The sequence below is a fragment of the Microcystis sp. MC19 genome (assembly GCF_003019735.1).
Classification (GTDB): Bacteria; Cyanobacteriota; Cyanobacteriia; order Cyanobacteriales; family Microcystaceae; genus Microcystis.
Window position 1 is genome coordinate 3802811 of sequence record NZ_CP020664.1, and the last position, 13442, is coordinate 3816252.

At 42.7% G+C, this 13442-nt stretch carries 10 protein-coding genes and 3 pseudogenes; 5 read left to right on the top strand and 8 right to left on the bottom strand.

The window, feature by feature from the left end:
• Nucleotides 1-57 precede the first annotated feature (57 nt).
• Both B5D77_RS19395 and B5D77_RS19400 read left to right on the top strand, forming a co-directional pair.
• Nucleotides 58-579, top strand: a complete 522-nt coding sequence (locus tag B5D77_RS19395; RefSeq protein WP_106909457.1) for a hypothetical protein — start codon at nucleotides 58-60, stop codon at nucleotides 577-579.
• A gap of 171 nt (nucleotides 580-750) precedes the next feature.
• Complete coding sequence (locus B5D77_RS19400; protein ID WP_008197090.1) at nucleotides 751-2604, top strand: penicillin-binding protein 2; 1854 nt, start codon at nucleotides 751-753, stop codon at nucleotides 2602-2604.
• A gap of 128 nt (nucleotides 2605-2732) precedes the next feature.
• Here B5D77_RS19400 and B5D77_RS19405 read toward each other — a convergent pair whose 3' ends face one another.
• From B5D77_RS19405 to B5D77_RS19420, 4 genes and pseudogenes are all read right to left on the bottom strand, one after another.
• A complete protein-coding gene (locus B5D77_RS19405) occupies nucleotides 2733-3560 on the bottom strand; it encodes a pentapeptide repeat-containing protein (protein ID WP_106909458.1) in 828 nt (275 codons plus the stop codon).
• A gap of 274 nt (nucleotides 3561-3834) precedes the next feature.
• Nucleotides 3835-4476 (bottom strand): annotated as a pseudogene (locus B5D77_RS28185) (DUF3226 domain-containing protein).
• Nucleotides 4477-4847: 371 nt separating this feature from the next.
• Nucleotides 4848-5354: pseudogene (locus B5D77_RS19415) on the bottom strand (IS630-like element ISMae23 family transposase); the annotation flags it as partial.
• Nucleotides 5355-5506: 152 nt separating this feature from the next.
• Nucleotides 5507-6159 (bottom strand): annotated as a pseudogene (locus B5D77_RS19420) (IS630-like element ISMae23 family transposase); the annotation flags it as partial.
• A 236-nt stretch (nucleotides 6160-6395) separates the two neighbouring features.
• Between B5D77_RS19420 and B5D77_RS19425 the strand changes: the two are divergent.
• From B5D77_RS19425 to B5D77_RS25960, 3 genes are all read left to right on the top strand, one after another.
• Nucleotides 6396-6767, top strand: coding sequence for a hypothetical protein (locus B5D77_RS19425; RefSeq protein ID WP_106909459.1), 372 nt, complete (start codon nucleotides 6396-6398; stop codon nucleotides 6765-6767).
• 177 nt (nucleotides 6768-6944) lie between these two features.
• Nucleotides 6945-7238, top strand: a complete 294-nt coding sequence (locus B5D77_RS19430) for a DUF433 domain-containing protein (RefSeq protein WP_002794978.1) — start codon at nucleotides 6945-6947, stop codon at nucleotides 7236-7238.
• 32 nt (nucleotides 7239-7270) lie between these two features.
• Entirely contained in the window at nucleotides 7271-7402 is a 132-nt protein-coding gene (locus B5D77_RS25960) for a hypothetical protein (protein WP_253852114.1), read from the top strand.
• A 654-nt stretch (nucleotides 7403-8056) separates the two neighbouring features.
• Here the strand turns inward: B5D77_RS25960 and B5D77_RS19440 are convergent.
• The 4 genes from B5D77_RS19440 to B5D77_RS19455 all read right to left on the bottom strand — a co-directional run bounded on the left by B5D77_RS19440 (nucleotide 8057) and on the right by B5D77_RS19455 (nucleotide 13393).
• Entirely contained in the window at nucleotides 8057-9328 is a 1272-nt protein-coding gene (locus tag B5D77_RS19440; RefSeq protein WP_106909460.1) for a glycosyltransferase, read from the bottom strand.
• Entirely contained in the window at nucleotides 9328-11070 is a 1743-nt protein-coding gene (locus B5D77_RS19445) for an ABC transporter substrate-binding protein (RefSeq protein ID WP_106909461.1), read from the bottom strand. Before B5D77_RS19445 ends, B5D77_RS19440 begins: the two co-directional genes overlap by 1 nt.
• Nucleotides 11071-11268: 198 nt before the next feature.
• On the bottom strand, nucleotides 11269-12408 hold the full coding sequence (locus B5D77_RS19450; RefSeq protein ID WP_008197070.1) for a citrate synthase: 1140 nt from the start codon (nucleotides 12406-12408) through the stop codon (nucleotides 11269-11271).
• Between the two features lie 289 nt (nucleotides 12409-12697).
• Entirely contained in the window at nucleotides 12698-13393 is a 696-nt protein-coding gene (locus tag B5D77_RS19455) for a Uma2 family endonuclease (RefSeq protein ID WP_106909462.1), read from the bottom strand.
• Between the last annotated feature and the right edge of the window lie 49 nt (nucleotides 13394-13442).

The window sequence follows — 13442 nt, forward strand, 5'->3', positions numbered from 1 at the left end:
ATTTTAGAAACTTAATTTTTGACAACGACAACTAGCTAGAAATATTGAGAGAAAATCATGTCTGCTGCCCATAAGTCCTATATTCCCGTTCCCGTTTCTCGCCAAAAAAGCCAAGACAGTCAACACCGTCCCCAGTCACCAGTAAATCAGGCGACCCCAACGGTCAAACCGACAACTAAATCGGTGGTGAGAGTTCCCGTGGCCCCGACACAAAAACAATTAGCCTCGCGTCAATTACGTTCCCTTTGCCTCCTAGAAAGAATAGTGGCCGTGATTACTTTTTGTCTGTTGGGTTCGACTCTGGGAATATATGCTTGGACGGTATATATTCCCAAGGTTTGGGACAAAGAATTTGGTAAACTGGAAACACTGCAACGTCACGAGCGCCATCTTTTGGCCACCAATGAAACCCTTAAACATCAACTAGCTCAACAAGCAGAAAAACCCGAAACGGGATTAACTCATCCCCAACCCTTCCAAACTATCTTTTTACAGCGTAAATCTGCCCCGAATCTGAAACCGTCCCCCGCTTCTCAATCCCAATCTACCGTCATTTCTCGGCCCAGAAGTGCCTATTAACAGTTATCAGTTATCAGTTATCAGTGGGTAAGTTAACAGTTATCAGATGTGAGTTTTTAAGTGTGCAGTATTAAATAGGAGTTTCCTACTGTCTTTTCACTGATTACTGGTTACTGATCACTGCTCACTGGTTACTGCTTACTGCTCACTGATCACTGAAAGATACTGCTCATGACTGACACAAAAAGACCGCGATTTAGAAGCAAAGAAACTCGATCACCCTCCGGCAGGATCCGGGACAGAAAGTCCTATTTAAACGCCAAAAAACGGCAAAAACAGTTAAAAAATTTGCCTTTGGGTAACGGGCGATTGGTGGCGGTGTGGTTGATTTTAGTCATGGGTATTGTCGGGTTAGCTTGGCGACTGTACCAATTACAAATAGTCCAAGCACAGGGATTGCAAAAAAGAGCCAGACAACAGCAAACTACCAGTATTAGACCCTATATTCCCCGACGGGCGATCGTCGATAGTAATGGTAATGTTTTGGCGACCGATCGCTTAATTTATACTCTTTATGTACACCCAAAACTGTTTGCTATTCCGCCGGCAGAAGTGGCTGATAAATTAGCTCCTTTATTAAATATTCCCACGAATCAACTAATTCAAAGATTTAAAGAAAAAGAAACAGGAATTCGTTTAGCCAATCAATTAACCGAATCCGTGGCTAGGGGCTTAAAACAATTATCTCTTGACGGTGTAGAATTAGAGGAAAAATACGCTCGTTATTATCCCCAAGACGATGTGGCTGCCGACGTGATTGGCTATGTAGATAAAGAACATCGTGGCCAGGCAGGATTAGAGAGAGGTTCCAGTCAGTTATTAGAAAGAGATCCTTTTTCTGTCAATACAAGACGCATGGGAGACGGGCGAATTTTACCAGCTTTTGTTCCTGATGGTATCTTTCAGTTTGATGAATTACAGTTAGAAGTAACCCTCGATTTAAAACTACAAAGAGCCGCTCGCACCGCCCTACGAGAACAGCTAAAAAAATTTAATGCCAAACGAGGGGCTGTCATCGTCATGGACTCCCTTGATGGTTCTCTTTTAGCCCTAGTTTGTGAGCCAACTTTTAACCCCAATGAATACTATAAAGCCAATGTAGCCCTATTTAAAAATTGGACCGTAGCCGATCAGTACGAACCGGGGTCAACTTTTAAACCAATTATTGTCGCCTTGGCCATGGAAGCGGGGTCCATTAAAGCTAATACGGTAGTCAATGATCCGGGGGCAATTACCGTCGGTCCCTGGACGATTAAAAATGCCTCTAAACAGGGTTATGGGGCGCTAGATATGGCCCGAGTTCTGCAAACCTCTAGTAACGTGGCCATGGTGCAAATTGCCCAAAAAATGGGGCGAGTTGATTTCTATAAAAGTTTATTAGGATTGGAAATAAATCAAAGGGTTGGCGTAGATTTACCCGGAGAAGTGGCAGGATATCTCAAACCCGAACGAGAATTTCTGGATAATGCCATTGAATCGGCCACCGCTTCCTTTGGTCAAGGTTTATCCCTAACGCCCTTAAAATTAGTACAATTGCACGGTGCGCTGGCCAATGGTGGCACCCTGGTGACTCCCCATGTGATCAAAGGATTAGCCGACGACCGCGGCCGTTTGCACTGGCAGCCCGATTATCCCAGCAAAAAAGTCTTTTCTCCCACCGTGGCCAGGCAAGTGGTGGAAATGATGGAAACCGTCGTCAGCAAGGGGACAGGGGAAGCAGCCCAAATCCCCGGTTATCGCATCGGAGGCAAAACGGGAACAGCACAAAAAGCTAGTCCGACGGGGGGTTATCTACCTAACGCCAAAATTACCAGTTTTGTCGCAATTTTACCGATCGAATCGCCCCGTTATGTGGTTTTGGTGGTGGTGGATGAACCCAAGGGGGCGAATACTTTTGGTTCCACTGTTGCCGCTCCCGTGGCAAAAACGGTGATGAATACGCTCATTTCCCTCAAAGGTATCCCCCCCACCTCCAAGGTCGCTCCGGCGGGTTCTGCGACCAATAAACCCCCGCGGCACGATTAATTTAAGTCTTGAGGAGAAAAGCCGCTAAATTGTCCAGTAACCCCCATTCTACATGGGGCTTAATTATTTTTGGACTTGCCGATTTCAGAGCCGATTGGGGAGTCGGTGGTCGGTCAAAGAGGCCAACTCTAACGCGGTAAACAACCTAAACTCTGGCCAGTATTGGAGCGGGTGTAGGGGTTCCAAGTTCCTAACTCCCGGGAGGAACGACCACAGAGATAAGAGCGTTCTAAATCGCTCAATCCTTCCACCTGACTGAAATCGGCTCCTTCTAAATTCTGGATCTGTTCTAGAATTGCACCGGTTAAGTCCGCACCTCGCAGATCCGCAAACTGTAACTCGACCCCAACTAAACGAGCGTCCCGCAAAAAGGCCCCGGTTAAGGACGCTCTTTGCAAGTTAGCTCCGCTTAAGGCCGCAGCTGCCAGATTTGCTCCGGTTAGGTCGGCCCCGCTTAAATAAGCTCCCCGGAGATTAGCACCACTGAGGTCGGCAAATCTAAGATTAGCATTATTGAGATAAGCACCGGTTAAATTGGCTTTTGGCCCGATTGCTCCCGAATTTTTATAATCATAGCCTTCTGGCCAGCTGGTTGTCCCGTCGTAGACAGAGAGGGAAATTTTCGCACCAGTTAAGTCAGCACCCTGCAAATTAGCTCCACAGAGGATGGCGCGATATAGTAAAGTGTCTCGTAAATTGGCCCCCCAGAGATCGCTACCGCGCAGATTGGCCCGGCGTAGATCCGCAGCCTCTAAATTCGCCCCGGTGAGATTAGCCCCAGCTAAATCGGCCCCCAAGAGGATTGCCCCCGTAAAATCGGCGTTTTTCAAGTCCATTTGACTTAAATCGATCCCTTCGAGATTAGCGGCACTTAAACTTTGTCCTTTATCCCTGGCCTTGCGGACATCATCGGGACTAGGAGAAACAAAATTCAGACGAGCGATGAGGGGGTTCATAGGGGTCTGTACCGATACTCTTTAACTATCATACTTTAACAATGCACTTTTAGAGATTAGACCTCTTGTAAAAATCAAAAATTGTTGTTGGGGTTAGGAGTCAGTAGCCAGTAGTCAGGAGAATTAAGAATGAATAACAATCAATTAAATGGTCTATTTACAAATTTTATCTCATTTAATCCTTATTTTTGCTGTTTTTGAACCATGAAAAATTAATTATGCAAGACAGAGAAATATTATGGGGCTGTCATTGCCATCTGGCTCTATAGTGGGTTCAAATCTCGTATAACTCCTGTAACCATCTCAAAAAAATTGCCGATTGGGGATGGGAGCGATTAAGTATTTTTTGTTTGACTGCATCGTGAAGTTGTTTCCCCGGCGGATCTTGCCAAGCTAAATAGGTATGAATATTAGCCTTATCTCGATGATAATCCCTATAGGTTGCCCCTTGTTGTTTTGCTTCTATCACCTTGTTTTGTGTATATTGCCAAAGATTATTATCGGGAACTAAATAGGCTAAAAAAGTCTCTAACATTCCTCTAGATTGATTGTCAGGCATCATCCACACACCGAATTTTATCGCCGATTCTAGAGTTATAATTAATCCCGCTGCTGGTAAATTTTGAGGTAAGTTAGGTATATTTGGTGAACAGGTATTATATAAACTTTTCTAACGATTATCAGGTTCTTCGTCTGCATCTATAATAATTCCTAAATGAGTTAGTCCGTTAGGAGTTTTTAGTTGTGTAGAGATGTATTTAGGTTTTAGTAAATTTTCAACACCATCACAATTTATGATATTCAATGGCTCTTCCCCTCTATTCCAAGTAACTCCATTTGCTGCCATTAACTGGGGAATAACTCTCAATTCCTCCGCACCTTCCACTAATAACTTTTTTGTCTCTATTTTAGGCATTGTTACCGCACCTCAAGATTACTTGTAGCGGCAATAACAATTTCTTCTGGATCAAAGATTACAGATTGTCTTTTTTCCCTATCTAGGGCTTGCTGAATAAATCTAAAAACCTTGTTGGCTAAGATTTTTAGATTTTTTTGCCCTCAAAAAGTGCCAGACATAAGAGCGATCGAGGGCAAAATTTTGGCACTTTTTCCCCGAAAATTAGGTAATTGTGGGGTGGACTGAAGCAATTAGTCCTAGACTTCCCGAAAAGTCTATTTTATTTCAGCTTGTTGTTAGGGATATGCTCTGGCTAATACGCTTTTAGTTATGATACGCGGAAAAGTTCCGGCGATGGTGCTAAAATGGTGTGATAAGCTTTTACGCATTTAAGTTACATTGACAGCATTACCCTTATTTTTAAGTTTTCTACTCCATTTAATAATCAATCCCCCTTCATTTAAAAGCTGATTGACTACTTTTTCCAGTTCTTCTTTATTTTCAAATTCTCGATTAGCTATGTACTCTTTAGCGGAATGCCACACTAATTCTATTAGGTTGTAATCTGGACTATAAGCTGGTAAAAACTCTAGCCTAATATTGGGCAACTCTTTTTCCACCTGCTCAATAACATCTTTCTTTTTGTGATAACTAGCATTGTCTAATATGATGATAATTTTCGGTCTTTTTTCTCGAAAATCTTCGGGCAGATTTCCCAAGTTTATCCATTCTTGACGAATCTCTTCATGAAGTTTCTTTAATTGTTCATGGAAAGTTTCTGAATTTCCTTTTTTGATCATAAAACAGACTCGTTTTTTGTCATTATATCTTAAGGCTCCCATCACATTCACCCTTCCTCTTTTTCTTTGTCCATTCACTTTTTTTCGCTTTCCTTTTGGCTCTCTTAGGTTTGGTGGGCAAAATGTATTCTAAGATACATTCTTTCTGGCGAGCGAGTGGAAGGAACCACAAAGACACAAAGGACACAAAGATTGATCGATCCTCTGTAAATTAAACTTATCACACAGAACCTAGAAGAACCTCCTTTTTTTGTCCAAGCTCTCCTTCTTATTACTCTCAAACTAAATCCACACTCATGAGGGGAACCCTGTGGCGAACCTGCGTCGCCACCTTGAAAGCCCCGTCCCAAAACCATACCTGAATTGACTCTGGCTTTTCTTTAGCCAACCTTAAATATTCATCTAATTTTTCTTTAAATGCTTTTCTTAATTTCTTGTCTTGCTTATCTTCTAGACTATATTTCGCCCAGATATACACATACTTTTTTCTTCTCAATATTCTTCTCACTTGCGAGCCACTCAGTTTAATTCCTGTTTCCTTTTCTAGATGCTCTGCTAATCTTGCCGCTGTCCATCTCCCGAATTCATATCCAAATTCCTTCGGGTCTTCATCAACTATTTTCAATAGTAAATTAATATATTCCTCTGTGGCTTTTTTATGATTTCCATTTTTTCTACCATCTTCTAGACTTTCTAAATTGTTAGGATCGCCGTGAACACACCAAGGGGCGACCGTTTTGAGTGAACAGCCAATAAAGTCAGCTATTTCTCGTTGAGTTTTTCCGTCGTTTAGCAAGAGAAACATTAAAATTCTTTCCCTAACCTCTGCTCTTTCTTCTTCTTTAAGAGCTTTTTGTAAGTTTTTCTTTTCTTCTAAGTCTAGGAAATCTTTGGCTGGCATAAGTAGGATTTTTCTAAAATTACTATTTCTATTTTAGGTGGTTTAAGTGCGTTTTAGCTTACTAAATCCGTTGAGTATAGGCTACTTATGAGGACAGGCAAAAGGCAAGGTGCAAGAGGCAAAAGGGGAAATAGTCAGGAAATTGACAGTTATTTGGAACAACGCGACCAATAAGCTCAACAACTGAGACAACAACTCGCTAACTCAAAAACACAACTTAGTTGAGAGAATTAAGAATGAAAAATTGTAACCTGATCACTTATCTACTGCTTGCAAGCGCAGCTACCACTTTTTTCCCCTCTGTCGCAGTAGAGATTGACACCTTAGACAAAGGCCACCTAATTGTCCAATCTCGTCGCCAATATGAATGTTCAGAAAATGGAGTCAAACGTAGCATATCAGGTGCTATATATCAAGATGGATATTGCTTTATCCCTATATCAACGGGAAAATGTATCGCCATCCAAAATAAATACACTCGTATTTATTCCCCGCAACAAGGAGGCTGGCAAAAGTGCAGTGATGAGGATGTCGTAACAATTCCGACTACAGGGAAAAAATATTATAGATTTGGCGGCTTAATCAGAACTATATTTGTACTTGATTAATATGATTGTTATTGCATCGCATCCCCTGTAGTGTGATTGACGATATTGTAGAGTACTAGGTTAGGTTGCCGAAAAAACATCTAGCCTAGGATTCCTCTAGCGACTAGATGCCATGATCAAGTCATGTCTGTCCCTGACTAAAATAGAATTAGCGATTTCCCTAAGAGACCTAATTCCATGACGATTATCACTCTTTCACGTTATGTAACCAGAAACAATGAGATTTTAGGTGGAGAGCCAATTATTGAAGGCACTCGCACATCTATTCGCGCAATCGTAGGTCTGTGGCGATTAGGTGTGATGCCAGAGGAAATTCCAACTCATTTACCTCATTTGACCTTAGCACAAGTGTTCGATGCCTTGAGTTTTTATTTGGATCATCAAGCAGAAATTAACGAGTACATTGAACGTAACCAAGTCCCCGATGAGTTGGTGCATCCTTCTGTAAAGGCAGCTTTGGGTAAGCTATGAGCATATTTGCTTCGCTTTACATGGACGAAGATATGTCGGCGTTAGTTGCAACACTTCTGCGTTCTCGTGGTTTAGATGTCACCACTGTTCCTGAGCAGTCAACTTTGGGCAAAACTGACAGCGAACAATTAGAATTTGCAGCTTCTTTAGGTAGGGTTTGCTGAAAAAGTACGGGCGAAGCATTCGGGCAATAACCTATCGGTGAAACCGTAGATTTTTTATCCGAATGCTTCGCCCCTACAGGACGCGGGCCGATGAAGACGCAAGGTTTTGAAGCACGATTCTCTCAAAATCTTGCACCTGTTTCGCGAGAAAAGCCACAAAACCCTTACCTTGCCTACATTTCACCTTTATTCAGCAAGCCCTAGGTAGATGTCTTGTCACCCACAACCGAGTTGATTTTGAACGATTGCATCTTCAATTCATAGAGGAAGGCAGAGAACATTGTGGAATTATTGTTGTCCCTCAGAAAACTGCCTACGAGGTCGTGCAACGGGTTGGTGTTTTAGTCAACACGTTGACTGTTGATAGTATTAATAATCAGTTACTATACGCATGATTTCTCCGCAAACTTACACTCTAAGCACAAGCCAGCTAACACGATGAAGCGGCGATGTTCTAGTTCATTCATCACCGCTGACCATTGCTGTTAGACAGAAATCACAGAAATGTTCAATCTAATCTTTATAGTTCTTCGGTTTGTGTTAGGCCATGGACGGGTTATAAAGGGCGATTTTTGTCAATTGTTTTCGATAACGTTTTTAAAACCCGACACCCCATACCCCGTCCCCAGAAAAAACTTTTTCAGCAGACCCTGGTTATTCTACCGATAGGACGGGTTGGCCGGTAGAAATGGCTTTTTCGACGATATCGGCGGCCATTTTCACTCCTCCAGTCTTCTGTAGCGCTTTTTGCATTCTCAGGGCATTTTCTCGGTAACTGGGGAAGGATAATACCTTTTCAATGGCCTTTTGTAAACGGGGAACTTCTAGACGGGAAATCGGAATCACTTCCCCTGTCCCCGACCATTTTATCCGAGCAGATACCCCCGGTTGGTCGTTAGCGATGGGAATGGCCACCATCGGTACAGCTTGAGCAAGGGATTCTATGGTAGTATTTAAGCCTGCGGGGGTGATAGTCAGAGAGGCTCTGGTTAAAAGCTCTAATTGGGGAGCATAGGGAACAACTAGGGCGTTTTTGGTCGTTATTTGAATGTTAGAGTCGGTATTGCCCAAGGATAAAACTAATTGTACCGGCAAATCGGCACAGGCTTCGGCGATCGCATTAAAGGTCGATTGTAGGCGAGTTTGAATTGTACCGAGGGAAGCGTAAATCAAGGGTTGTCCGGTTAATTTTTCGTAGGGAAAAGGAATCGTTTTTCTGGTGGAGGAATCGTGAAAGGGACCCGTAAAGTGAAAGTGAGCGGGTAAATTTGACCGAGGAAACTCGAATTCGGCAGGTTGTTGGCTAATTTGGGCAAGGGGGGAATAGCGTTGATTGATGTTTTGATAGGGAATTAACCCCCATTCTTGACGCTGCCGGTTGATTAACTCATTCAGAGGACGCGTCAGAGAGTCAAGGAGTTTATAGCCAAATCTATTGCGAATAACCCCGATAAATGAGGGATTATAGTCCCAACTGGTCATAAAGGGCGGAATGAGCGGGTCACGATTTAAAACCAATGCCGAACAAAAACTGATAAAGGGAATAGCCAATTTTTCTGCGATTGTACCCCCTGAGGCGGAAACTTGATCGACAATTAGGGCATCAATTCCCAAGCGACGCATCTCTTGAGGGATAGTTTCAAAGAGGGTCGCTGTAGAATTAGTCACTAATTGTACCGTGCGTCGGACGGCGGCCGTTCCCCGTAATTGACCAATTTCGGCTAAATTTTGGGCTGATGTGCCTTTCGGATATTTGTCGGGTGCAATTGCCTGAAAATCTAACCCGGCTGCTTGCACCATTTCTTCACCATCAAGAGTTAAAAAACAGGTAACTTTATGACCGCGTTTTTGTAACTCTTTTCCTAAAGGTAGGAGAGAATAAATATGTCCAGAAGTTGTAGGACAGAGGAAACCAAAATGAGTCATTAAACACCTCCACAGGTTTTCTTTAATTCTTCTAGATTCCAGAATGCTCCACCCAAGGCAGAGAATTGTATTCCTTCAAAGCAGTTACGCACAGCCCCCAAAGCGAGGGGATTAACTAGATAAATAAACGGGACGTATTCCTGTTGAAGTTGTTGAATTTCATTATAGATAACTTTGCGCTTCTCAAAGTCTAATTCTTGGGAACCTTTGACGTATAAATCGGCGATTTTTTTCTCCCAATCCGCCGCTTGCCAGCCTTGAATTGGCGGGCTGCCGGGTTGAGGTTGTTGGTTAAAAGCGTGGAGATTTCCATCTACATACCAAATATTGGGGGCGTGGGGTTCGTTATCACCGGTAAAACCTAAAATATGGGCCTCCCAATCTAGACTATTACTCAGTTTATCAACTAAATTACTAAAAGCGATCGCTTGAAAATCCACTTGAATTCCTATTGCGGCTAAATCATTTTTAATTTGCGCCCCTATTGCTTCCCGGATTTTGTTACCCGCGTTAGTAATCAGGTTAAATCTAACGGGATTATTATCAGCATCGACTAGCAGATTATCACTATTATACTTAAATCCCGCCTCTAATAATAATTCTTTGGCTTTTTCGGGATTATAATCGTAACCTTTCAGGGTTTTATCGTAAAAAGGAGATTGGATAGAAAGAAAAGAGTTTTGTGCTTCTCCCAATCCTCGATAGATATCATCAATCATTCTTTGACGATTAATGCCGTAGGCAATAGCTTGGCGGAAATTTAAGTTATTAAACCACCTGGATTTAATTGGCTCTACTAGGGGTTTTCCGTCGCGTTTGCCTTGATTGAGATTAAAACCGATAAATTGGGTTCCGTAGGCAGGTCCCCCATTAAAAATAGTGAAATTTCCTCTTTCTTCTTCAGTTTTTAAGAGGGAGAAAAATTCGGGAGTTACCCCAATAGAATCTAAACTTCCCGAACGAAATTGTAGTAAAGTTGTATCCTGAGATTCAACAATTGCCCAAATTACTGAAGTTATATGGGGTAATTGTTGTCCCTGGTCATCTTTTTTCCAATAGTAAGGGTTATTCTCAAAAATAATCCTTTGTCCCGTGATATATTCTTTTAGTTTATAAGCACCATTAAAAACAATTTTATCGGGAGGAGTATCTAACCCCCAAGTGGAGAGAAATTCTAACCTACCATCGGGGCTTTTTTTCTGAATAGTTTTTTCTAAAGCGTGTTTAGGTAAAATCGGTGAACTGACAGCATCTAAAAAAGGAGCAAAAGGTTCGGGTAGTTTAAATTCGATTCTGCGATTATCTAGTTTAGTAATAACTGGAAATTCTTTTTTTAATCCTATTCTTAAACTATCGCGGTAGTTGTTAGGAATATCAGGATTTAGATATAAGTCTTTATAGGTAAAAACCACGTCATCAACGGTTAAGGGTTGACCATCTGACCATTTTAAACCCTCTCTGATAGTAAAAATAATGTTCAAATTATCATCGGAAATTGTCCAAGATTCTGCCAAGACCGGTTCTTTTTTGCCAGTAATGGGATTTTCTGTTAATAGTCCTTCGTAGGTTAAACCAAAAATATTCGGGGATTCGGCCGATAAAACAGCATTAAAGGTTTTTGGGTCACTTAATACCGATATGACCACTTGATTGCGTCTAACTTGATTACCACAAGCAGTTAGGGAAATCAGCAATAAACCAAAAATTAAAAATACCGTTAATCTGCACCAAAATTTCACCATAATCTTTAATATTTTTCTGTCCGACTATCTAGAAGTAAAGACCTTGTCTGGCTATATACACCGAAACTGACCAAGCTGAAAGCCGCTGGACTGTTTCCTTGCCCCATCAATATAACAGGAAATGAGACAAAAAATCTCGCCTAGGAAAGATTGACAAAGGCGAGAAACCGTGTTTCCATCAAGAATGGGAAATAAAATCTAAGAACGTTGTTCGATCGGTGTATAGGGGACTTCGTGTTCTCCAGTGTATATTTGGGTAGGACGGAAAATGCGGTTAGTATTTAATTGTTCTTTCCAGTGGGCCAACCAACCAGCCACCCGGGAGATGGCAAAAATCGGGGTAAATAAATCACTGGGGATGCCTAATTTCCGATAGACCAATCCCGAATAGAAATCCACATTAGGATAGATACCTCTTTCGCCGTAGATATCCACCACTGCCTGTTCTAATTCTAGGGCGATATCGTAGTATTCATCGGAACCTAATTCTGCGAATAATTGTTCGGCAAGATTTTGTAAAATCGTCGCCCGGGGATCCTTAACTTTATATACCCGGTGTCCAAAACCCATAACTTTTTGTTTATTGGCGATACATTTTTCCACATAGGGACGAACATTAGCCACCGAACCGATTTCCTCTAACATTAACAATACTTCCTCGTTTGCCCCACCGTGGAGGGGGCCGGCGAGAGTTCCCACTGCTGAAGCGATGACACCGTAGGGGTCGGTTAAAGTGGAAGCCGTCACCATGGCCGAAAAAGTCGAGGCATTCATGGTATGTTCGGCGTGGAGAGTCAAACAGACATCGAAAACCTTCGCCGCTAAATCCGTCGGTCGTCTTTCCGTCAACATATAGAGGAAATTGGCCGCATAATCAAGACTATCGTTGGGCTGAATGGGATGATTACCTTTGCGAATCAATTGAAACGCCGCCACCATAGTCGGGATTTTCGCTAATAGCCGGACTACTGCCTGACGGATATAGTCGGGATTATCCAGGGCCCGCCTGGCATAGTATAAACCCAAAGCCGCCGCCGAAGTTTGTAGCGCATCCATGGGATGGCCTTTTTCGGGGAAGCATTTCATCATGTCTTCGATACGGTACTTGATGCGTCGATGATAACGGATTTCATCGGCAAATTCTTCCAGTTCCGCCCCCGTGGGCAGAACACCCCAGATAAGGAGATAGGCGGTTTCGAGGAAGGTACTTTTTTCGGCGAGTTCCTCAATCCGAATGCCCCGATACTCTAAGATTCCCTTTTGCCCATCCACAAAGCTGATACTCGATTGGGCGGCGGGAATTCCTTCTAAACCTGGCCGATATTCACAAACTGTCATAGTTCTAACTTTCCGTGGCGAAGATTAAGCCCTAACGCTAACTTACTTGATCTTTCCACCCTTACCGAAATTTTATAGAAATTCTTCGGTTCTGCCTCTCCTGTTCAGGATTGGGGAGAAGTGGACGGAAATTACCCCTATTTAGCGATTGCTTCGTCGATTTAGTCAACCCTGCCCTAGCGCATTTTTTCTGGGCTTACTGTTCCGACTCTAGCTAGAGGACTTGATATTTATCTACTTTCATTGTAGCGAGACTATCTCGATCGATTGAGTAGATCAATAATTTTTTTTAAGTTTCTTCGGGATTAATATTTAACTCCCGCAGTTTTGCCGCCAATCGTTCGGCCCGTTGTCGTTCCGTTTCGGCCCGTTGTCGTTCCGTTTCGGCCCGTTGTCGTTCCGTTTCGGCCCGTTGCCGTTCTTGGTTGTAACTGGTGAAAGGTTGACCATCGGGATAATACAAGATTAACTCTGGTTGGGCCAATTGAAAACGGATGCCCAAGCGAGGACTTACCCAATTATCGAGATTTTCCAGACTTTCGAGCCGATTTTCCCGACGAATACAGCCACCTAAATCATTTTTATCGGGATTATAAATGTAGTATTCTTCCACACCATAACGGTCATAAAACAGTAGTTTTCTGGTCATTTCCGTTTGGGTATTACCCGGAGAGAGAATTTCAAAAACCACTTGCGGGGGGATATTTTCTTCTTTCCACTGTTGATAGGAACCCCTTTCCCCTTTCGGTCTGCCAAAAGCTACCATGACATCGGGTGCTTGTCGAGTCTTATTATCTCCCTCCACGGGATACCAGAGTAAATCACCGGCGACGAAAACATCGGCATTATTGGCAAATAACCAGTCTAAATTCGCTTTTATCGTCGTAATCCAGCGAAATTGTCTTGTATTGTCGGCCATCGGTTTACCGTCGCTATCGGGATAGACGATTGTGGTTTTCGGGCTGTCGTCGAGTTGTCTAACCATTGCTTAACCCTAGAATTTCGTCTTTGCTTCCTTAATAGTATAACCTTAC

What these genes read in the sequence shown, in the direction of transcription:
- B5D77_RS19395 (WP_106909457.1), top strand. Translation starts at nt 58, where the DNA reads ATGTCTGCTGCCCATAAGTCCTATATTCCCGTTCCCGTTTCTCGCCAA.
- B5D77_RS19400 (WP_008197090.1), top strand. Translation starts at nt 751, where the DNA reads ATGACTGACACAAAAAGACCGCGATTTAGAAGCAAAGAAACTCGATCA.
- B5D77_RS19405 (WP_106909458.1), bottom strand. Translation starts at nt 3,560, where the DNA reads ATGAACCCCCTCATCGCTCGTCTGAATTTTGTTTCTCCTAGTCCCGAT.
- B5D77_RS19425 (WP_106909459.1), top strand. Translation starts at nt 6,396, where the DNA reads ATGAAAAATTGTAACCTGATCACTTATCTACTGCTTGCAAGCGCAGCT.
- B5D77_RS19430 (WP_002794978.1), top strand. Translation starts at nt 6,945, where the DNA reads ATGACGATTATCACTCTTTCACGTTATGTAACCAGAAACAATGAGATT.
- B5D77_RS25960 (WP_253852114.1), top strand. Translation starts at nt 7,271, where the DNA reads ATGTCGGCGTTAGTTGCAACACTTCTGCGTTCTCGTGGTTTAGATGTC.
- B5D77_RS19440 (WP_106909460.1), bottom strand. Translation starts at nt 9,328, where the DNA reads ATGACTCATTTTGGTTTCCTCTGTCCTACAACTTCTGGACATATTTAT.
- B5D77_RS19445 (WP_106909461.1), bottom strand. Translation starts at nt 11,070, where the DNA reads ATGGTGAAATTTTGGTGCAGATTAACGGTATTTTTAATTTTTGGTTTA.
- B5D77_RS19450 (WP_008197070.1), bottom strand. Translation starts at nt 12,408, where the DNA reads ATGACAGTTTGTGAATATCGGCCAGGTTTAGAAGGAATTCCCGCCGCC.
- B5D77_RS19455 (WP_106909462.1), bottom strand. Translation starts at nt 13,393, where the DNA reads ATGGTTAGACAACTCGACGACAGCCCGAAAACCACAATCGTCTATCCC.